Annotated in this window: 20 protein-coding genes; 10 read left to right on the top strand and 10 right to left on the bottom strand. The window is 57.2% G+C overall.

What is annotated here, in order from left to right; all coding sequences use genetic code 11:
* Window positions 1-31: 31 nt before the first annotated feature.
* Window positions 32-379, bottom strand: coding sequence for a helix-turn-helix domain-containing protein (locus tag AC5S16_RS06140; RefSeq protein ID WP_493929196.1), 348 nt, complete (start codon window positions 377-379; stop codon window positions 32-34).
* A 335-nt stretch (window positions 380-714) separates the two neighbouring features.
* Between AC5S16_RS06140 and AC5S16_RS06135 the strand changes: the two genes are divergently transcribed.
* From AC5S16_RS06135 to AC5S16_RS06125, 3 genes are read left to right on the top strand one after another with little or no spacing between them, the layout of a single operon-like run.
* A complete protein-coding gene (locus AC5S16_RS06135) occupies window positions 715-1,296 on the top strand; it encodes a hypothetical protein (protein WP_493929149.1) in 582 nt (193 codons plus the stop codon).
* Window positions 1,293-2,207, top strand: a complete 915-nt coding sequence (locus tag AC5S16_RS06130; protein ID WP_493929148.1) for an HTTM domain-containing protein — start codon at window positions 1,293-1,295, stop codon at window positions 2,205-2,207. Before AC5S16_RS06135 ends, AC5S16_RS06130 begins: the two co-directional genes overlap by 4 nt.
* Window positions 2,168-3,130, top strand: a complete 963-nt coding sequence (locus AC5S16_RS06125) for a YihY/virulence factor BrkB family protein (protein WP_493929147.1) — start codon at window positions 2,168-2,170, stop codon at window positions 3,128-3,130. The genes AC5S16_RS06130 and AC5S16_RS06125 overlap by 40 nt, the downstream gene beginning before the upstream one ends.
* Window position 3,131: 1 nt before the next feature.
* On the opposite strand, the gene AC5S16_RS06120 is transcribed toward AC5S16_RS06125, so the two are convergent.
* Both AC5S16_RS06120 and fabG read right to left on the bottom strand, forming a co-directional pair.
* On the bottom strand, window positions 3,132-3,854 hold the full coding sequence (locus AC5S16_RS06120; protein ID WP_493929146.1) for a DUF1223 domain-containing protein: 723 nt from the start codon (window positions 3,852-3,854) through the stop codon (window positions 3,132-3,134).
* Window positions 3,855-4,069: 215 nt separating this feature from the next.
* Window positions 4,070-4,828, bottom strand: coding sequence for a 3-oxoacyl-[acyl-carrier-protein] reductase (fabG, locus tag AC5S16_RS06115; protein WP_493929145.1), 759 nt, complete (start codon window positions 4,826-4,828; stop codon window positions 4,070-4,072).
* Window positions 4,829-4,923: 95 nt separating this feature from the next.
* On the opposite strand from fabG, the gene AC5S16_RS06110 reads away from it, so the two are divergent.
* The gene (locus tag AC5S16_RS06110) at window positions 4,924-6,066 is read left to right on the top strand and encodes an FUSC family protein (RefSeq protein ID WP_493929144.1); all 1,143 of its coding nucleotides are present in this window, start codon (window positions 4,924-4,926) and stop codon (window positions 6,064-6,066) included.
* A 45-nt stretch (window positions 6,067-6,111) separates the two neighbouring features.
* On the opposite strand, the gene AC5S16_RS06105 is transcribed toward AC5S16_RS06110, so the two are convergent.
* Entirely contained in the window at window positions 6,112-7,017 is a 906-nt protein-coding gene (locus AC5S16_RS06105) for a YqjF family protein (RefSeq protein WP_493929143.1), read from the bottom strand.
* Here AC5S16_RS06105 and AC5S16_RS06100 point away from each other — a divergent pair.
* The gene (locus AC5S16_RS06100; RefSeq protein ID WP_493929142.1) at window positions 7,016-8,593 is read left to right on the top strand and encodes an FAD-dependent thymidylate synthase; all 1,578 of its coding nucleotides are present in this window, start codon (window positions 7,016-7,018) and stop codon (window positions 8,591-8,593) included. The two genes, AC5S16_RS06105 and AC5S16_RS06100, sit on opposite strands and share 2 nt — an antisense overlap.
* A gap of 285 nt (window positions 8,594-8,878) precedes the next feature.
* The gene (gene recA / locus AC5S16_RS06095) at window positions 8,879-9,994 is read left to right on the top strand and encodes a recombinase RecA (protein WP_493929141.1); all 1,116 of its coding nucleotides are present in this window, start codon (window positions 8,879-8,881) and stop codon (window positions 9,992-9,994) included.
* A 106-nt stretch (window positions 9,995-10,100) separates the two neighbouring features.
* Here the strand turns inward: recA and AC5S16_RS06090 are convergent, their stop codons facing one another.
* Together AC5S16_RS06090 and AC5S16_RS06085 are read right to left on the bottom strand one after the other, a co-directional pair.
* Window positions 10,101-10,373 carry a type II toxin-antitoxin system RelE/ParE family toxin gene (locus tag AC5S16_RS06090; RefSeq protein ID WP_493929140.1) on the bottom strand — a complete coding sequence of 91 codons (273 nt, stop codon included), beginning with the start codon at window positions 10,371-10,373 and terminating at the stop codon, window positions 10,101-10,103.
* Window positions 10,370-10,621, bottom strand: a complete 252-nt coding sequence (locus tag AC5S16_RS06085; RefSeq protein ID WP_493929139.1) for a CopG family ribbon-helix-helix protein — start codon at window positions 10,619-10,621, stop codon at window positions 10,370-10,372. Before AC5S16_RS06085 ends, AC5S16_RS06090 begins: the two co-directional genes overlap by 4 nt.
* 99 nt (window positions 10,622-10,720) lie before the next feature.
* Between AC5S16_RS06085 and coaD the strand changes: the two genes are divergently transcribed.
* Window positions 10,721-11,215 carry a pantetheine-phosphate adenylyltransferase gene (gene coaD / locus AC5S16_RS06080; RefSeq protein WP_493929138.1) on the top strand — a complete coding sequence of 165 codons (495 nt, stop codon included), beginning with the start codon at window positions 10,721-10,723 and terminating at the stop codon, window positions 11,213-11,215.
* Window positions 11,216-11,403: 188 nt separating this feature from the next.
* Here the strand turns inward: coaD and AC5S16_RS06075 are convergent, their stop codons facing one another.
* Window positions 11,404-12,657: a cation:proton antiporter gene (locus tag AC5S16_RS06075; protein WP_493929137.1), complete on the bottom strand. Its 1,254-nt coding sequence runs from the start codon at window positions 12,655-12,657 to the stop codon at window positions 11,404-11,406.
* A 122-nt stretch (window positions 12,658-12,779) separates the two neighbouring features.
* On the opposite strand from AC5S16_RS06075, the gene AC5S16_RS06070 reads away from it, so the two are divergent.
* Both AC5S16_RS06070 and AC5S16_RS06065 read left to right on the top strand, forming a co-directional pair.
* On the top strand, window positions 12,780-13,520 hold the full coding sequence (locus tag AC5S16_RS06070; RefSeq protein ID WP_493929136.1) for a Clp protease N-terminal domain-containing protein: 741 nt from the start codon (window positions 12,780-12,782) through the stop codon (window positions 13,518-13,520).
* 48 nt (window positions 13,521-13,568) lie between these two features.
* Window positions 13,569-14,762 carry a pyridoxal phosphate-dependent aminotransferase gene (locus AC5S16_RS06065; RefSeq protein WP_493929135.1) on the top strand — a complete coding sequence of 398 codons (1,194 nt, stop codon included), beginning with the start codon at window positions 13,569-13,571 and terminating at the stop codon, window positions 14,760-14,762.
* Between the two features lie 19 nt (window positions 14,763-14,781).
* On the opposite strand, the gene AC5S16_RS06060 is transcribed toward AC5S16_RS06065, so the two are convergent.
* Together AC5S16_RS06060 and AC5S16_RS06055 are read right to left on the bottom strand one after the other, a co-directional pair.
* Window positions 14,782-15,186 carry a type II toxin-antitoxin system VapC family toxin gene (locus tag AC5S16_RS06060; RefSeq protein WP_493929134.1) on the bottom strand — a complete coding sequence of 135 codons (405 nt, stop codon included), beginning with the start codon at window positions 15,184-15,186 and terminating at the stop codon, window positions 14,782-14,784.
* Window positions 15,186-15,443 carry an antitoxin gene (locus AC5S16_RS06055; RefSeq protein WP_493929133.1) on the bottom strand — a complete coding sequence of 86 codons (258 nt, stop codon included), beginning with the start codon at window positions 15,441-15,443 and terminating at the stop codon, window positions 15,186-15,188. The genes AC5S16_RS06060 and AC5S16_RS06055 overlap by 1 nt, the downstream gene beginning before the upstream one ends.
* Before the next feature lie 64 nt (window positions 15,444-15,507).
* Here AC5S16_RS06055 and AC5S16_RS06050 point away from each other — a divergent pair, with 64 nt between their 5' ends.
* A complete protein-coding gene (locus AC5S16_RS06050; protein ID WP_493929132.1) occupies window positions 15,508-16,173 on the top strand; it encodes an HAD-IA family hydrolase in 666 nt (221 codons plus the stop codon).
* On the opposite strand, the gene AC5S16_RS06045 is transcribed toward AC5S16_RS06050, so the two are convergent.
* A complete protein-coding gene (locus AC5S16_RS06045) occupies window positions 16,174-17,688 on the bottom strand; it encodes a sialate O-acetylesterase (RefSeq protein WP_493929131.1) in 1,515 nt (504 codons plus the stop codon).
* Window positions 17,689-17,787: the final 99 nt, after the last annotated feature.

Raw genomic sequence — 17,787 nt, 5'->3', positions numbered from 1 at the left:
GAATGTTTCCGAGAGCTGGGAACCGTTTACTCTACCGGACAGCCGTCGCTGCGAACTTCTTTACCATGGCGAGCAACAGCTTGCGATCACTGTCGTTCAAGTTCGAGGAGTAACGCCGGATCTGTGTCAGGAAACGAAGCTCGTCATCGGTGAGTTTCTGCGTGTTCAGCTCCTGACCGAGCGAATCTTCTGCGAAGAATTGTGAGAGCGGTAAATCCAACGCACTTGCAATCTTGGAGAGAGTGTCAAGGGAGGGAACGGTGTGGCCGTTTTCCACTCTTGACAGGTAGCAGCGCAGCAGGCCGGTGCGCTTTTCTATGTCACCCTGCGACAACCCTTTTTGCAACCGATAACCCCGAATCGTAGTTCCAATTTTCATGGCTTTAGCCCATTTCCTGTCTTGCCCGCCATCGAGCCCGGACAAGGCGGTTTTTATTTTGTGTTGGCTGCATAGTTAACATGCTGACATGGGAGACGCAAGAACTTTTTTTATTATTTGGTCATCATTACCTTTCGCCGAACCAAAAACGGTTCCTAATCACTCGTTGTTTCAACAACAAGTGAAAAAATTACGCATAAATTTCTGCCAGCCTTATATTCGTGAGTATTGTTCAGGAGTTCAGCCCGCAGTATAGACGCGTAGTCTGCACAGCGAACACGAGCAAATGGCGCGGCAAATACGTCTTATATGCGCCATAAAACAAAGTAATCAACATGACCAGAAGCAATCCATCCGCAGCAAAAAGAAACCCCGCGAAAGCCGCTCCTGTTTCCGGCTCCATGCGCGGCGTCATCACCGTTTTCATCCTGTTTCATCTTGTCGCCATCACCATCTGGACGCTGCCATTGAATGCGCGGATTCTTACCGCCTTCAAAGAAGTCGTGCGCCCCTACATGCTCTGGGCTGGGCTCTTCCAGTCATGGGACACCTTTGCTCCCGACCCCAGGCCGGTGAATGCCTACGTCAAGGCCGTGGTCATCACCCAGCAGCGTCATCTGCGCGTCTACGAGTTTCCCCGCATGGAACAGCTCAGCTACTTCGAACGGTACCGCAAGGAGCGTTATCGGAAGTTCATGGAAAATCTGCCCAAGCCCGAATACAGCGTGATTCTTCCGGATGTGGTGAAGTACATTGCCCGTTCCGTTAACAATCCTCTCGATCCTTTCGATCCGCCGGACAAAGTGACGCTCATCCAGTTCAGTTCCGACATCACGCCCGGCAATGGCGACTACGAGCCGCCCGCCAAGCCGGCGGTCTTCTTCGACGACTACATTGAGCCCGGGGACCTCAGGTGACGCTCAGAGATATTCGCCAGAACTTCGAGGACTTTTTTTTCGCGCCGCAGTCTCCGACGCCCATCGGTCTCTTCCGGATTTTTTACGGCATCTGCGTCTCGGCTACGCTCCTGCTGCTGCATGGCGACTGGCTCGGCTGGTTTGGCGTCCGCGGCTGGATCACACAATCCACCATGACAACCGTAGAGCCCGGCGTGCGCCTCAATCTGTTCTCCATCCTTCCCCAGGATGACCGCTGGATCAGCGCTTTCTTCTGGTTCTCGCTTATCTTTGCCGTGCTGCTTACTGTGGGTTTATGGACGCGCTTCACCAGCATCGTTGTCTTTCTATGCGTGGCATCCATTCAGCAGCGGAATCTCTTCATTACGCATGGCGGCGATACCTTTCTGCGCGTGTGCGGATTTTTTCTGATGTTCGCTCCCGCCGGCGCAGCCTTTTCTCTCGACCGCCTGATTCGCGTGCGCAGCGGCAAGGAGAGCGCAGAAATCGCTCCGAGAGCTCCATGGGCACAGCGCATGATTCAGTTCGAGCTCGCGCTGCTTTACTTCATCTCTTTCTGGTGGAAGATGAAGGGCCACTCCTGGATCAATGGAACGGCGCTCTACTACGTCATCCATCTTCACGAAATGCGCCGCTTTCCCATTCCTCACTGGCTCGAGAATCCCGTTATCGAAAAGCTGGGAAGCTGGTACACACTCGCGATCGAAGGCGCGCTCGGCACGCTGATCTGGTTCAGGCGCTTTCGCTATCCGCTGCTTGTCCTCGGCGCGCTCTTTCACCTGTGCCTGGAATACGCCATCAACGCTCCAATGTTCGAATGGGATGTTCTTGCCGCATATGTGCTCTTCATCGATCCGGAAGACCTTGATCGATGGCTCAAATCGATTCGTTCCCGTTTTCTCCATTCGTAGCCGCCGCGCGCCTGTGCGAGCATCTAAGACGAGGGGCATCGCGGATGAGGGCAGCAGAGAAGCAGCCGGAGAAGTTGCGCCAGTTCTGCGGGAAGACCTGGCACATCGCGATTGTTGTCTATAACGAGCTGTGGCGCACGCGCAGCTATACGGCTGCAGCAGGATTGGCCTTTTACTTTCTGCTCTCGCTTGTTCCGCTAGTGATCGTCTTTGCCTCGCTGCTGCGCTTCCTGCCCGTCAACAATGTCGCCTTTCAGCTGCTCAGCCTGCTGGGTTCGCTCATTCCGCGCGAATCGATGGATCTTGTGCTGTCGGTAGTCAGCAGCATTCTAGCTCCAGGGAACGGCAAAGTGCTTTCCCTGAGTATTCTCGGATATCTCTGGGCAGCGACGGGTGGATTTGCCGCGCTGATCGAAGCGCTCGACGTTGCCTATGACGTCGAACGGCTCCGCCCCTGGTGGCGCACGCGCCTGCAGGCCTTCCTGCTTACGTTCACGGTCGGCTTGCTGGGGATGCTTGCTCTGCTCATTATCATTGTCGGGCCGCACTTTGGAAGTTTCATCATGCAGGTTTTTCCTCTGCCGGCAGCTTTCGGCCACATGTGGCCGGTCATGCGCTGGATTATCACGCTCGTCACCTTTGTCATCGGTATCGAGCTCATGTACTACCTTGGCCCGCACATCCGTCACAGCTTCTGGTCAACCCTGCCCGGAGCGGCTGTTGCCATGGTCATCTGGCTGCTCGGTTCTTTTGGGCTCAGTTTCTATCTTGGCAACATCACCAACTATGACAAGCTCTACGGTTCGCTCGGTGCGGTGATTGCATTGATGCTGTGGCTCTACATCAGCTCGCTCGCTGTGCTGATCGGAGCTGAACTCAACGCCGAGTGGAAGAAGGCAAAGCAGCGCAAAAGAAGGCTATGACTTACACATCCTTCTCTGCTGCGCCAAAGACCTGCCCGTTATCTCCCTTTTGCGCAAAGACAATCAGCCGCATCTTTCCGCGCGTTACTCCGCGAGGCAGGGAAATCTGTACCTCTCCGTTGTAGGGCCCCTGCAGCTTCGCAACCTTGCGCATCGAGCGCACCACCGCGACATGCGAGAGCGTGTGCCCTGAGTTTTCGCCTTTCAGGACATTGGTAGTGTCTGCATCATCGGCCAGCACGGCATAAAGGCTGGCTCCCTTCGCATCGGCCTGGGAAATATCGACTGTCGCATGCAGCATATCGCCCGACCATGAAGCGTCTTTGATCTCGATATTGACCTTGCCGGCCTGCGCTGACGCGGTTTCAAGCGCATGGGCGATCTTGGGTCCATCACTGCCGCTGACCTGCTGCGATCCGTCGATCACCATCTGCGGCGTGTACACGCTTTCGAGGCGAAAGCGATAGTTGTAACCGTTCTGCCGCGCCGTCCAGTCAGCAGAAGAGAAGGGATCGCGCCAACCGTCGTGGTCCCAGTAATCGACATGCTCGCTGAGCACGATCAATGGAACGCCTTCATAGTTCTTGCGCTGGTCAAGCTCGGCCAGCAGTTTATCTGCCGGAGGGCAGCTCGAGCAGCCTTCTGAAGTAAACAGCTCGACCAGCACCGCCGGCTTCGTGGCCGCGCTGACCGCCGCGGTCTGAGCGCCTGCGCTCAGACTCAAAGCTGCTGCGAATAAAAGCCCCCAGCCCCTCATAGAATGCCCTCCAACTGCATCGTAAGCAGCATCGTCCAATTCGACGCAAAATGGAAGTGCCAGTTACACCGCCTGGCCGCAATCTCTCCACGGTTTAGCGCTGCGCTCAGGATGACAGCAGGAATGGCGCATAAGCGTCCTTCGACTTCGCTCAGGACAGGCTGTGCCTGGACGGTCAGTTCCTAGTTCATCAGCATGCCGCCGTTTACATCGAGCACATGCCCGGTGATATAAGCAGCTTCATCCGAAGCAAGAAAGCGCACAGCATGGGCAACATCTTCCTCTGTTCCGGCGCGTCCCAGCGGAATCTGCGTCAGCATCGCGCCGCGCTGCTTTTCATCAAGTACCGCGGTCATCGCCGTTTCGATATACCCCGGAGCGACCGCATTCGACGTGATGTTGCGCGAAGCCAACTCACGCGCCAGTGACTTGGTGAAGCCGATGAGTCCCGCCTTGCTGGCGGCATAGTTCGCCTGGCCCGCCTGTCCGGTCTCTCCTACGATGCTTGAGATGTTGATGATCCGCCCCCAGCGCGCTTTCATCATCGAGCTGACTAGCGTCTGTGTCAGCAGAAATGTCCCTGTCAGGTTGGTTGTGATCACGTCGTCCCAGTCGGCGCGCTTCATCCGCAGCAGCAGCGTATCGCGGGTAATGCCGGCATTGTTCACCAGAATATGCACGCTGCCGAAGTGTTCGAGGACTGCCTTCGCTGTTGTCTTGATTGAATCTTCCTGCGCTACATCGAGAGCAAAGGCTTTCGCCGTGCCACCCGCGGCAGTAATCTCCGCCACCACTTCATTCAGCTTTGATTCATTACGCGCAGCAACAGCGACACTCGCTCCGGCACGAGCCAGAGCAATGGCGCATGCTCGCCCGATCCCCTGAGATGCTCCAGTAACGAGCGCAATTTTTCCTTCTAATGACGCCACAATTCTCTCCATTTTTGCGTTGATGATTGCAAACGAAAATTATAGAAGGCTTGATGGCAACGTATGGCCAGAGACTCATACATCGCCGGTGTGCGATTCTTAGATGTATGGCATCAAGCACGCCTGGGCCAGCCGCAACCAACCATTTCCTTACAGACAGCACAGTGTTTCAGTGGGAAAACCAGACGCTGCGTGCCGATCTGATTCCCGCCCTTCCTGTCGCGCTCTGTCTTGGAATCAGCATCGCTGTGGGTCATCCTGTTGCCGGGATGATTGCAGCCGGCGGCGCCGTGAACACCGGCTTCGGGCAGAAGCACCGCATCGACGACTCGCATCTGCTGCCGATGATCTTCGTCACCTTCGGTATGGCCTTCTCCGGTTTCTTCGGCGTGTTGATCGGCCATGAGAACTCTCTGCTCGTGGCTGTTGCAGCGCTTTTGGGGTTTGGTTATGGCATGCTTACTGCGCGCCCCGAAGCATACGGCTGGGTGGGCCAGCAGTGCGTTATCACTTTTCTTGTCGCATCGGCGTTTCCCGCATCGCCCTCCGAGGCAGTGGACCGCGGTCTGCTGCTCTTCGCTGGTGGAGCATTTCAGCTTATCGTTTCATCCATTCTGTTGCGAATTTTTGGCGACCTGCGCAGGCATCTCTTCGAACTCACCCGCTATCTTCGCGACGAGCAGCTGGCGCTGCGTGATGCGCTTCTTGAAACGGCTGCCTCCGTGCGCGAGCGGGATTTTCAGAATTCGGCAATACCCTATGCGCTTCGTCTTGCTACCACCGTCGGGGTTTCCACCGAGATCTACCGCAGACTGCATTATCCCAGCGGTTACTGGATTCCCATGACCGCGATGCTGGTGCTGAAGCCTGGTCTTACTGATACGGTAAGCCGTGCCGTAGCGCGCATGCTCGGAACCATGTGCGGAGCCATGGCTGTCAGCTTCCTTCTCGCTCATCTGCATGTTTCTCCCATTGTTCTCGCTGCGGGTACAGTCCTCTTCGCGTGGCTTTCCTATGGACTGCTCAACGTGAACTATGCCCTCTTCACGATGGCGATTACGGGTTACATCGTCTTTCTTCTGTCTCTGAACCAGGCTCCGGGACCGGAAATCGCCCGGCACCGCACCCTCTGCACGGCACTGGGAGGAGGAATTGCGCTTTGCGTGCGCCTGGTTGTGATCCTGTACAGCCGTAGTCACTGGCACAGGGCGGCTGCGGTTGTCCGCCACGTTGTGGCTCCGTTTCGCTAGCATTGCATGCAGCAGACGCGCCTCACAGCGCCATGAGGTGAATGCCTAGAGCGGCTTGGCCACCGGCACTGCCTGTGCCGCCGCATGCTTCGCCAGTCCGGGCAGCAGTTCCAGCTGCCAGATATACACCACCAGCTCGCGCGCATAATGCAGCAGCGGCTTCGTATCCGGCAGGCGGATGCCATGCGCCTGCGGCAGCTCGTTCAGCTCGATCTCTGCTTCTGCCATCTCCAGCGGCCAGGGCATGTGGTGAATGTTTCCGCGATAGATCGTGCCGCGCTTGTCTGTTGTATAGAGGCAGTACCGTTCCGTAAGAAAATTCTCGATCCCGCCCTTCATGCTCGGCTGGCAGAGACTGCGGTAGGTCGCGCGGAAGCGCACGTTCTGCAAAGTAAGCAGGCGCGTGCTCTGGTAGTGGAACTCGCGCTCGTCTTTTGTGTCGATGCTCATGTGCGCCCAGTAATAGGGAAGCCGGAAGAACGTCCGCGCTACGGCCACAGCCGCTGGATTCGCCGCATCCAGCGAGAAGAAGTAGACGCCGGCCATGTTCGAATGCCGCTCGCGCACATACGTCCGCAGGTTCAGCTCGGGAAAATGGTTTGCTCCCGGAACCAGCGGCATTCCGCGCAGCCGGATGCGATCCATCCAGAAGGGAACTACGCCTACCCAGGCTGAGCCATCAAAGGTATCCACCGAGAGCCCCGGCGGCAGAAGATGCGTAATTTCGCCCGCAGGAAGAGGCCAGTGCGCGAACAGAAGGTTGTTCCAGCGCTGGGTCATGGCCCAGGAGGCCGAGGGCAGCGGCCACGGCCTGTGGCTCGTCTCCGTGAGGATGTCCTTCATGTCCTGAGAGCTGTTGACCATAGGACGCGCCGCAACCCTTTGAAGTTGCTGCGTTTGCCCTTGGGACATCTCTTCCAGAGGCAAATGCCGTATTCTGGTTGCCAACATGCCTGAATCTCTAGCTGAACGCGTAGCTGTCACACCAGCAGAACCCCAAAACCAGACAGAAGTTTTTGCCGTACACGGCGCCGACCCCGAGGTGCTGGCCTACGCCATGGCCAAATATTCGCGCTCCGCGCTCTCCATGAAAGAATCGCTCAAGGAGATCAGCAGACAGCGCGCCGAACAGTTTCTCAACACATTCTATTTCCAGTACGGCCATCGTTCGATCGCCGATCTCGCACACATCGCCTTCGCCATTGAGAGACTATCACTGCTCGCCGCCATCTCCCTCGTCGACGAGCAGCGCTGGGACGGCCAGGAGCGCTCCACCCGCTACCAGAACTTCAACAAAAGTGGCTGGTATATGCCGGACTTCGGTTCTGATCGGGATTCTGTACAACTCTACCGCAACTCAATTGAGGCATTGTTTACTGCCTACCACGACCTCGCCGAAGGCATGTTCGAGCACCTGAAGACCAAGGTCACAAAGCCTGCCGAGATGAAGCAGGAAAGTTACGACCGGACCCTGAAAGCCCGCGCTTTCGACGTAGCCCGCTACCTGCTTCCGCTCGCCACCAACACGTCACTCGGCCAGATCGTCAACGCCCGCACGCTTGAGACGCAGGTCTCGCGCCTGCTCTCCAGCCCCTATGGTGAAATCCGCCAGCTGGGAGAAAAGCTGCGCGCCGCCGCTACCGGAGCGGCCTGGAATGTCCACGCCGAAGAGCTCGTCCGGCTGCAGAGCGAGATTGCCGTCCTCGACCCGGCATTAGGCGAGAAAGCCGCCAGCCTGCTCACGCGCGAAGTCAAAACCGCTCCAACGCTGGTCAAATACGCCGCGCCCAACAACTACGAAATCGAGACCCGCCGCGAGCTGGCTCAGGCCGCTGCCGAGCTGATGAAGGGCGAGGCTATCGCTCCGGCTCCGGTCGTAGACCTAGTGGAACGCGAAGAATCTCTCGAAGCAGAGCTGGCCGCTACTTTGCTTTATAGAGCCTGCCATTACTCCTACCGTCAGCTCCGCAACCACGTCGCCGCTCTCCCTGAATCCCGCATCGACGAAATCATCGCCCTGGGCACGCGCCATCGCGGCAAGCACGACGAGCTTCTGCGTGAATTCTCCGCCGGGCAGGCCCTTCGCTTCGACATTCTCATGGACATCGGCGGCTTCCGCGACATGCACCGCCATCGCCGCTGTGTGCAGGTCCTGCAGGGCTACACCACGCTTCATGGATACGACATCCCCGAAGGCACAGCTGAAGCCGGACTGCAGCCGCAGTACGAATCGGCCATAAAAGCCGCCTTCAGCGCGCACGATGCACTCCGGAACAGTTCCACACCGGAGGCCGGGCAGTCCGCCGACTATGTCCTGCCACTGGGTACACGCATCCGCGCCCTCTTCAAAATGGACTTCGCCGAGGCCCTCTACATCTCCGAGCTGCGCTCGCAGCCGCAAGGCCACTTCTCCTACCGCCGCGTAGCCTGGGAGATGTACCAGGCGGTAAAGAAACAGCACCCGGCACTGGCCGAACATTTCCGTGTGACCGACGTAAACGAGCCGATCGATTTGCTGAAGAGATGACTGACCTCTGTGCTCGCAGCCTGCCTTTAGTGCAGCCCTTAATCCGCAATATGAAAATTAGCGGAACATGAATCATAAGAATGAGTTAGTGGCGTAGCCATGGCACTCATCGAGGCAAGAATGGCAAGCGAAGCTTGCGTCCGCTCCATGCAATGGTTACTATAGTTTTTGATTTTTCTTCGCCCCCTAGAAAATGAGTGCTAGAATCGCCTCAAATTCGTACATTTCCTCAACCAGCACGCGTATTCTGGCGCAAAACCGCGCCCTCAGGATTGGAGAAGTATCGTGGCAGATGACCGTACCCGCGCCGTAGAACTGGCGCTTTCGCAGATCGAAAAGCAATTCGGCAAGGGCTCCATCATGCGCCTCGGCAGCAAGGAGGCCGTGGTGCCCATCTCGACCATTTCCACCGGCTCGATCTCCTTTGACGCCGCGCTCGGCGTCGGCGGAGTGCCGCGCGGCCGCGTCATTGAAATCTTCGGCCCTGAATCCTCGGGCAAAACCACTATCACCCTCCAGATCATCGCTGAAGCCCAGAAGGCCGGCGGCATGGCCGCCTTCGTCGACGCAGAGCACGCCCTCGATCCCATCTATGCGAAGAAGCTGGGCGTGGATGTCGATAACCTGCTCGTCTCCCAGCCCGACTATGGCGAACAAGCTCTCGAGATCACCGAGGCCCTCGTCCGTTCCGGCGCTATCGACGTTTTGGTGGTCGACTCGGTGGCCGCGCTCGTCCCCAAGGCCGAACTCGATGGCGAAATGGGCGACTCGCATGTAGGACTGCAGGCCCGTCTCATGTCGCAGGCGCTGCGCAAGCTCACCGGAACAGTCTCGAAGTCGCGCACCTGCCTCATTTTCATCAACCAGATCCGCGAAAAGATCGGCGTGATGTTCGGCAATCCGGAAACCACGACCGGTGGCCGCGCACTCAAGTTTTACTCCACGGTCCGCATCGATATCCGCCGTATTTCGGCAGTCAAGGAAGGCGATGTCGTTGTCGGAGCGCGTACCAAGGTGAAGATCGTCAAGAACAAGGTGGCCGCGCCCTTCCGCGAGGCTGAGTTCGACATCCTCTATGGAGAAGGCATTTCGCGTGAAGGAGATGTGCTTGATCTGGCGGTGAACAACAACATCGTCGAGAAGTCCGGCGCCTGGTACAGCTACTCTGGTGAGCGCATCGGCCAGGGCCGCGAAAACGTCCGCACCTACCTGAAGGACAACCGGGAAACCTTCGAGAAGATCAACGCCGAACTCCGCCAGAAGCTGAAGATCGGCGCGCCAGCTGCGCCAGAAATCCCGCCAGTCCCGGTCAACGGAGCAGCAGCCGCTCAGGAAGCAATAAGTAGCAAACAACTTACTCCTCCTCCTCCGAGGCGAATGACAATGCCTCCTAAGGCATAAAGTTAGGAGGGCAATAAAAGCGGCAGACCTCACGGTCTGCCGTCTTGTTTGTCATCCTGACCCTAAACGTAGTGAAGGGGAAGGATCTGCTTTTCTGCTATTTGCATCACCACTTCCGCGCGCCATGCAACACAGCGAGAATCTGCACGCTATCATCCTTTACTCGGTAGACGACAAGGTAGGATGTTGCCGGGATCGGAAGTTCCCGCGTTCCAGAACGGCGGCCGGTTCTGCCTATCATGGGGAAACTGCGCAGGTGGTTTACCGTCGTTTCAATGATGTCGATCAGCCGTGAAGCCGCTGTTGGATTATCAATCTCGATGTATTCACGAGCCTCACGAAGATGATGCAAGGCCGCGGCGGTCCAGAGTAGCCTCATGACTTACGCCAGCGTGCAAATTCGGCGCTGACTTCTTCATCCGTGGCAAACTCTCCGCGGTCGGCGGCTGCAATGCCCTCGTCAATCTTCGACAGGTGAATGCGCTCTAGTTCCAGGTATTGTTCAATAGCTTCTTCAAGCAGTTGGGTACGGTCGCGCCGCTGCTGTCTGGCGAGCCGGTCTAACTGATCGATCTGGCTCTTCGATGCCCGGAAGCTTATGCTTATGTTTGTTTGCGCACGTGCCATAACTGTATTTTGCAGTATTGCAATGTAATTTTCAATATTGCAATCTTCGGCCTCTCAAAATTGGAGAGGCAGCCTCTTCACAGATACAATGCCTTTGGCGTGAATACAGTAAAAGCCATTTATCCCGGAAGCTTTGATCCGGTGACCAACGGTCATCTTGACCTGATCGCCCGCGGATCAAAAATCTTCGACCACCTCGTCGTCGCCATCCTCAACAACTCCGGCAAGAACCCGCTCTTTTCCGTCGCCGAGCGCAAGGAGATGCTGACTGAAGCCCTGTCCGGCTTCAAGAACGTTTCTGTCGCCACCTTCGATGGCCTGCTGGTCGACTTCGTCCGCCGACAAGAGGCTCAGGCCGTCATGCGCGGCATTCGCGCCATCAGCGACTACGAGTACGAGCTGCAGATGGCCCTGATGAACCGCCGCCTCGCGCCTGATCTTGAAACGGTCTTTCTCATGCCTGATGCAAAATACTCCTTCGTCAGCTCGCGCCTGGTGAAGGAGGTGTTCACCCTCGGTGGTTCGATAGAGGGGCTGGTTCCGGAGTTCGTGATTGAGCGATTGAAGGCGCGCGTGCCCGGCAACGGCCATTAATAAGTACAGAATTTGTCATCCCGACCGTGGCATCCGAGGGATGCGGAGTGGAGGGACCTGCATTTCTCTTCTTTCAGCTGCCATGTGCCACGAGCATCTGGAACTGCAGGTTCCTCCGCTCCACCACCCCAGCCTGCGAACACCGCGCAGTCTGGGGACCCCGGTTCGGTCGGAATGACAATTCATATTCAAGCAGCTGTCACTTCGACCTTCGCCGGTTCCTTCTCCGCGTCCCCATTTTTTACGCCAAGCAGGTTCAGGATCGGAGTGGTACTCATCGTGGTCACCAACGCCATCACTACCATCATGGTGAAGAGTGTCGGCGAGAACGCGCCGACATTGTAGGCAATATTCAGAACCACCAGCTCCACCAGCCCGCGCGTATTCATCAGAGCGCCAAGGGCAAAAGCATTGCGCCATGACTGGCCCGTCCAGCGCGCGGCCAGCACGCCGCCGCCCATCTTGCCAAAGACCGCGCCGACAAGCACGATCCCGGCCCACCACCACATCTTCGCGTCATTCAGCAGATCGAGCCGTGTGCGCAATCCAGTCAGAGCAAAGAAGAGCGGCAGCAGCAGGACAGAGGTCACCATATCCAGCCGCGCGCGCACCGCATGTTGCCAGTGCTCGATGCGCGGAAAGCAGACTCCGGCAAGAAACGCGCCAAACAGCGGATGAACGCCGATCCACTCCGTAGCTGCGGCTGAAGCCAGCATGCCCACAATCACGATACCGAGCAACTCCAGCGAAAGCTCCGGTTTGCTGCGCATGTTGACGGCCCTTGCCGCCAATGGACGAATCACTCCCAGCATCAGCAGCAGGTAGCCCGCAAGGCAGGCGAGGCGAATGGGCAGGGAAGCCGAGCCGCCGTCCGCGCCGATCAAAGCGAGCGCCAGCGCCAGCAGCGACCACGCCACCACATCATCGACAGCAGCGCACAAAATCGCTGTCGTGCCCAGCGGAGTGCCCTGCAGCCGCCGTTCTTCGAGAATCCGAGCCAGCACCGGAAACGCCGTGATGCTCATGGCAATCCCGAGAAACAGCACAAAGGGAATGCTTCCAATGCCATGCGGCGCAAAACGAATCCTCAAGGAGTGTGCCAGCGCCGCAGCGGTAATAAACGGAATGATGATGCTGGTGCCGCTGGCCAGCGCAGCCGTCCTCCGCTGGCGCACCAGCTGGTCGTAGTCGAGCTCCATGCCGACCAAAAACAGATACAGAATCAGCCCGATCGTCGAAAGAATTTCGAGCGAACGCAACGACGCCACAGGAAACAGGGAAGTAGAAGCATGCGGAGCGATCCGTCCGAGCACGGAAGGCCCAAGCAGAATTCCGCCAATCATTTCGCCGATCACGCGCGCCTGCCCCAACTTACGCGCGATCCATCCGCAGGCCAGCGTAACGGCAAGAATGACCGACATTTGCAGTAAAAGAAGTGTCATGAGTGCAGCCTTCAGGTCCCCAGAAAAATTCTTTGGTGAGATGCATCGTCAGTGCGGTAATGTTTGATTGCCCCCAGAGCTGGTCCGATATTCCGAAATACTACTCCTCAAACGAGGGCCAGATGTTCGAACAATACACAGAAAAGGCGCGCCGCGTCATCTTCTTTACCCGCTACGAGGCCAGCGAATTCGGAAGCCCTTATATCGAATCAGAATTTCTGCTGCTTGGCTTGCTCAGGGAAGACAAATATATCGTTACGCGCTGGCTCGGCGAGGGCGATTGGCAGACCATTCTCCGCGAAGATGTAGCGAAGCGTGTTCATCATGGACCGAAAACTTCCACCGCAGTCGACCTGCCGCTTTCGGATGAAGCCAAACGCGTTCTGGCGTCTGCTGCTGAAGAAGCCGAGCATCTCAAGCACAAGTACGTTGGAACCGAGCATCTCTTCCTCGGCCTGCTGCAGGACCACAATTCACGCACGGCGAAATTGCTGATCGACCGAGGCGTAAATCCGGACACCGTGCGTGAAACCATTACCAGGGAAAGCCAGCACGAATCCATCGCCCAGGAAAAAGCACACACTGGTATTTCCGGTAGTGGAAGCAGAACTCTAGGCTCGGCGCACAGAGTTGAGATAAGCGTCGTTCCAGAAGAAACGCGTCGACCGCTGCGGCTCAACTGGGACTGGCGCATCCCCGTTGTCGGTGAGATTCTCTCGCTAGAACAGGACCAGGGAAAGTCGGTCGTCTACCAGGTTGTCAAAGTCGAATGGGGCGTTACAGCGATTTCCATCTTCCCGCCCCATCTTGCCAAGGTCTTCATTCATGTGCGTGAACTTCACGAGCAAGGTCCGACGGCTTAGTGGCAATTTAGTCCCCTGCTTTCGGCAAAAATCTGAAAAAATAGAAGCATGACCACAGGCACTCAGGCAAAAGTTTTCGCCGATCGCATCGGACGCATTGAGGTTTCGGCCACCATGGCCGTTACCGCGGAAGCCGCCAAGCTGCGCGCGCAAGGCGCGAAGCTGGTTGACTTCGGAGCAGGCGAACCCCACTTCGCCACGCCGCGCCACATCAAGGACGCGGCCATCGAAGCCATCGACAAGAATTTCACCCGCTACACCATGGTTGCCGGCATTCCTGAGGTGCGCAAAGCCATCATCGAGCGCCACGCCGCCGACTTCGGCTCAAACTACACGCCTGAAGAGGCCGTCTTCACCACCGGTGGAAAGCTCGCCATCTTCAATGCTATCCAGGTGCTCGTCGACCATGGCGACGAGGTCATTCTGCCCGTACCTTTCTGGGTCTCCTACAAGGACATCATCCAGTACGCCGGCGGCAAAGTCGTCTACCTCGAAACCGACGAAGCCGAAAACTTCCGCGTCACAGCCGACGCCATTGAGAAGGCCATCACGCCGCGCACAAAGGCGATTATTCTCAACTCGCCGTCGAACCCGACCGGCTCGGTCATCGCTCCGGCCGATCTTGAGCGCATCGTAAAGCTGGCGCACGACCGCGGCATCTACCTGCTGCTCGATGAGTGCTACGTCTACCTGCAGTACACCGGCGCGCTCGTCAGCGGCGGCTCGTTCACTGACGCGAAGGAGCACGTCCTCATCCTCGGCTCTCTCTCAAAAACTTACGCCATGACCGGATGGCGCGCGGGCTTCGCGCTCGGCCCCAAGCCCATCATCGCGGCCATGAGCAAGCTGCAGAGCCAATCCACTTCATCGACGGCGCACTTCGTGCAGAAGGCCTCCATCGCCGCGCTGACCAATTCACAGGAGTGCGTCACCGAGATGCGCGCCGACTACCTCAAGCTGCGCGACCGCATTCTCGCGCGCATCGCCGAGATCCCGGGCATCACCTGCACCAGGCCGGAAGGCGCATTTTATGTCTACCCTAATGTGTCAGCCTATCTCGGCAAGCCCGGCTCGCAGACCGCACTGGAACTTGCCAACCGCCTGCTGCACGAGGCTCACGTCGTCACCGTTCCCGGCGAAGCCTTCGGCACCAATCAACACATCCGCCTCTCCTATGCTGTCTCACATGACGACGTGGAAGAAGGCCTCAAGCGCATGAAGGAATTCTTCGCGAAGCTGTAGATGAAAAGGCCCGCTCCATTCAGGAGCGGGTCCAGTCTTCAATCCTGAGCCGCTTGATGCGGTGGAATGCAGAATCATTCGTCACAAGCGTGAGATTTTCTGCAAGCGCCTGAGCAGCGATCATCATATCGAGGTCGTCCATCAGGCCCGCCTTTTCCAGGGCAGCGCGTTCGTGAGCGTAATGAATAGCGGCTTTTGAATTCCAGGGAAGAATTTCGATGATGCGAAGAAATTCTTCTACGTAGACTTTGAGACGTGTAGCCTCAGGCTGTAAGGCAAGACCGAATCTTAATTCAGCTTCGGTTACAACTGAAATTGCTGCGTCCTCGATTGAGACACGATGAAGACGACGACGCACTCCGCTCATGTTGTCCTTGATGGCGAAGCTTGCAATGTTCGTATCCAGCAAGTAGCGGGTCACCATCAGAACAATCGTCGTTTTTTAGGGGGACGTTTACTGCGGTGTTTCATGAAATTCTCAAACTCTTCAGGAGCTTCGTCCTTCAAATTATCCAGACGTTCGAAAAATTCATCCCAGGAGGAAGGCCGTTTCGAAAGCACCACATCTCCCGTCTTCGGGTCGCGACGAATGTACACCTCCGTACTATCGAAGCGGAATTCAGCCGGGAGGCGCACGGCTTGGCTGCGGCCATTCCAGAAAAGCTTGGCGGTCTGCGCCATGTAAGGCCTCCTTTTATTTGATATATACCAGGATATATTACATCATTCAATTAGGAGAGAAACATTGAAGCTCAAAGTTCGCGGAATTCTCTTTGACATGGATGGAGTCCTCGTCAGCTCGCTCGGCTCGGTCGAGCGCAGCTGGCAGAAGTGGGGCGCCATGCGCGGCGTCGATGCTGGTCTCGCCATCAAGACAGCCCACGGACGGCGCGCCATTGAGACTGTGCGCCTCCTGCGCCCCGACCTGAATGATGCGGAAGAGCTGAAGCTGATCGAAGACATCGAGGTCGAAGACAAGGAAGACATCGAAGTGCTGAAAGGCGTCTGCCGTATCCTCGACACCATCCCGCAGAAATACTGGACGATTGTCACCTCAGCTACCGAGCGACTGGCGCGCACCCGCCTCGGCCATGCCGGAGTGCCCGTGCCCGAGCACATCATTACCGCCGACATGGTTACCCATGGCAAGCCCGCGCCCGAACCTTACCTCAAAGGAGCAGCGCTGCTCGGTCTGAAGCCTGAAGACTGCCTCGTGATTGAAGACTCAAGCTCCGGCGCGCAAGCTGGTCATGCCGCAGGATGCAAAGTGCTGGCCACGCTCTTTTCGCACACTGTCGAAAGTCTCAGCGCCGCTGACTGGATCATCCAGTCACTTGATGATGTAACCGTGCGCCCTCTCGACAATGTTGTAGAGATCGAATTCGAACCGCTCTTTCATAAACACAGTTAGCTATTCAGACGTAAACGTCGAAGCAGGCAAACCCACTTTGTTATAGAGATTTCCATTCGTAAAACCCGCCCAGCCATAACGCACAAATTTGGGACTGACGCCATTCGCCTCAACAACCACAGTGGAGCCATCGATTTTCGCTGTGGCTGGAACGAACTTCCCATCGGACCCGGCAATCTCAAATCCTTCGAGCTGAGAGCCATGGGTGACCAATCCATCCCTGGCATGATCGAACGACACGCGCATCGCCGAGCCTTCCGTGATTGCCGACCGGAAGAGCGGCCCTGAATATTCAAGCTGCTTATCCCCGTAAGCCACTGCGCGCGCCGCAAGCGCAAGCCTCGCGCCGACTGTCTGCTTGTCCGGCGGATGCACGTTGTCATACTGGCCAATATCGAGGGTCACAGCCATGCCTGTGTTCGCAACCGCAAGCGTCCTGCGCTGCGCATCGCGAATCGTGCCCCAGTCTTCGCCCGGAGAATGGTAGTTCGAAATCTGCACGTAGAGAAACGGAAAATCACCCAGCTGCCATCGCGCCCGCCAATCGGCAATCAGAGCGGGAAAGAGCTTCTTATAGAGCGGCGGGTTTTCCGGCGGGGAACTGTTCGACTCTCCCTGATACCAGATAACGCCTTTGATCGTGTAGGGCACGAACGGCGCAATCATGCCGTTATACAGGCCCGCCGGCTCCCACGAAGGTCCCTCCGGATACCACTTGTGCTCCAGCTTGGGCCGATGGGCCTGCTCGGCGGCTTCGTCGTCGCGCTTTTCCTTGGCGAGCTCAAGGTCTCTGTCACTCAGCTCATTCGTGAAGCTGGCCCACGATGCAAACAGCGGCATGAGCCCCGCATCGGAGCCAATCGTATCCATGCTGATCCATGACTCCACCGGCGTCCCGCCCCAGGACGTATCAATCAGCCCAATCGGCACATGCTCGCGTGCGTTGATCTCTCGTCCAAAAAAGTATGCGACGGCGGAAAAATCCGCAGCTGTCTGCGGAGTACAGTCCGTCCACGTCGCAGGAGCGTCTTTCAGGGGATAGTAAGAGCTCTTATGTTCGATCCGCAGCAGTCTTACCGTCGGCAGGCTGGCGTGCGCAATCTCCTCTGCGCCGTTTTTCAGCACGGAGTTTGGCGGCCAGCCCTTCATCGGCATTTCCATGTTCGATTGTCCCGAAGCTACCCACACGTCACCCACCAGAATGTCTGATAGAGTCACTGCCGTGCCGGAGCCAGCGCTCCCTTGTGCCGTCAAAGTATATGGCCCGCCGGCACGCTCCGGCGCGAGCCACAGACTCCACCGCCCCAGATCATCGGCGCTTGCTGTCCGCGTCTGATCATGAAAGCGCACCGTAACCGTTTCGCTGGGACCGGACCATCCCCAGATATGAATCGGAGAGTCGCGCTGCAACACTGCATGGCTGCTCAGAACGTTCGGCAGCTTGATTTCTGCGTGTATGGGAGCGAGGTATACGGTGAACAGCGCAATGCTGAGCAGATGTCTGTAAACAGCCATGCCTGACTTTGGTACCACCTTGTTGGAATGTAAATAACAATTACATCACCCGCAGGCGTGGCCGCATTGTTTTTCATTGCAGAATTTTTTCAATCGGTT

Source organism: Acidobacterium sp. FHG110202_01, from assembly GCF_059115305.1.
The sequence above is the reverse complement of the archived record's forward strand: the minus strand, read 5'-3'. Positions and strand labels throughout refer to the sequence as shown.

Bases quoted from the DNA above. Each gene is read 5' to 3' on its own strand.
- AC5S16_RS06065 (WP_493929135.1), top strand. From the start codon at position 13,569: ATGACCACAGGCACTCAGGCAAAAGTTTTCGCCGATCGCATCGGACGC.
- AC5S16_RS06070 (WP_493929136.1), top strand. From the start codon at position 12,780: ATGTTCGAACAATACACAGAAAAGGCGCGCCGCGTCATCTTCTTTACC.
- AC5S16_RS06135 (WP_493929149.1), top strand. From the start codon at position 715: ATGACCAGAAGCAATCCATCCGCAGCAAAAAGAAACCCCGCGAAAGCC.
- AC5S16_RS06125 (WP_493929147.1), top strand. From the start codon at position 2,168: ATGGCTCAAATCGATTCGTTCCCGTTTTCTCCATTCGTAGCCGCCGCG.
- AC5S16_RS06100 (WP_493929142.1), top strand. From the start codon at position 7,016: ATGCCTGAATCTCTAGCTGAACGCGTAGCTGTCACACCAGCAGAACCC.
- AC5S16_RS06140 (WP_493929196.1), bottom strand. From the start codon at position 379: ATGAAAATTGGAACTACGATTCGGGGTTATCGGTTGCAAAAAGGGTTG.
- fabG (WP_493929145.1), bottom strand. From the start codon at position 4,828: ATGGAGAGAATTGTGGCGTCATTAGAAGGAAAAATTGCGCTCGTTACT.
- AC5S16_RS06055 (WP_493929133.1), bottom strand. From the start codon at position 15,443: ATGGCGCAGACCGCCAAGCTTTTCTGGAATGGCCGCAGCCAAGCCGTG.
- AC5S16_RS06110 (WP_493929144.1), top strand. From the start codon at position 4,924: ATGGCATCAAGCACGCCTGGGCCAGCCGCAACCAACCATTTCCTTACA.
- AC5S16_RS06060 (WP_493929134.1), bottom strand. From the start codon at position 15,186: ATGGTGACCCGCTACTTGCTGGATACGAACATTGCAAGCTTCGCCATC.
- AC5S16_RS06045 (WP_493929131.1), bottom strand. From the start codon at position 17,688: ATGGCTGTTTACAGACATCTGCTCAGCATTGCGCTGTTCACCGTATAC.
- AC5S16_RS06075 (WP_493929137.1), bottom strand. From the start codon at position 12,657: ATGACACTTCTTTTACTGCAAATGTCGGTCATTCTTGCCGTTACGCTG.
- AC5S16_RS06085 (WP_493929139.1), bottom strand. From the start codon at position 10,621: ATGGCACGTGCGCAAACAAACATAAGCATAAGCTTCCGGGCATCGAAG.
- AC5S16_RS06105 (WP_493929143.1), bottom strand. From the start codon at position 7,017: ATGTTGGCAACCAGAATACGGCATTTGCCTCTGGAAGAGATGTCCCAA.
- AC5S16_RS06090 (WP_493929140.1), bottom strand. From the start codon at position 10,373: ATGAGGCTACTCTGGACCGCCGCGGCCTTGCATCATCTTCGTGAGGCT.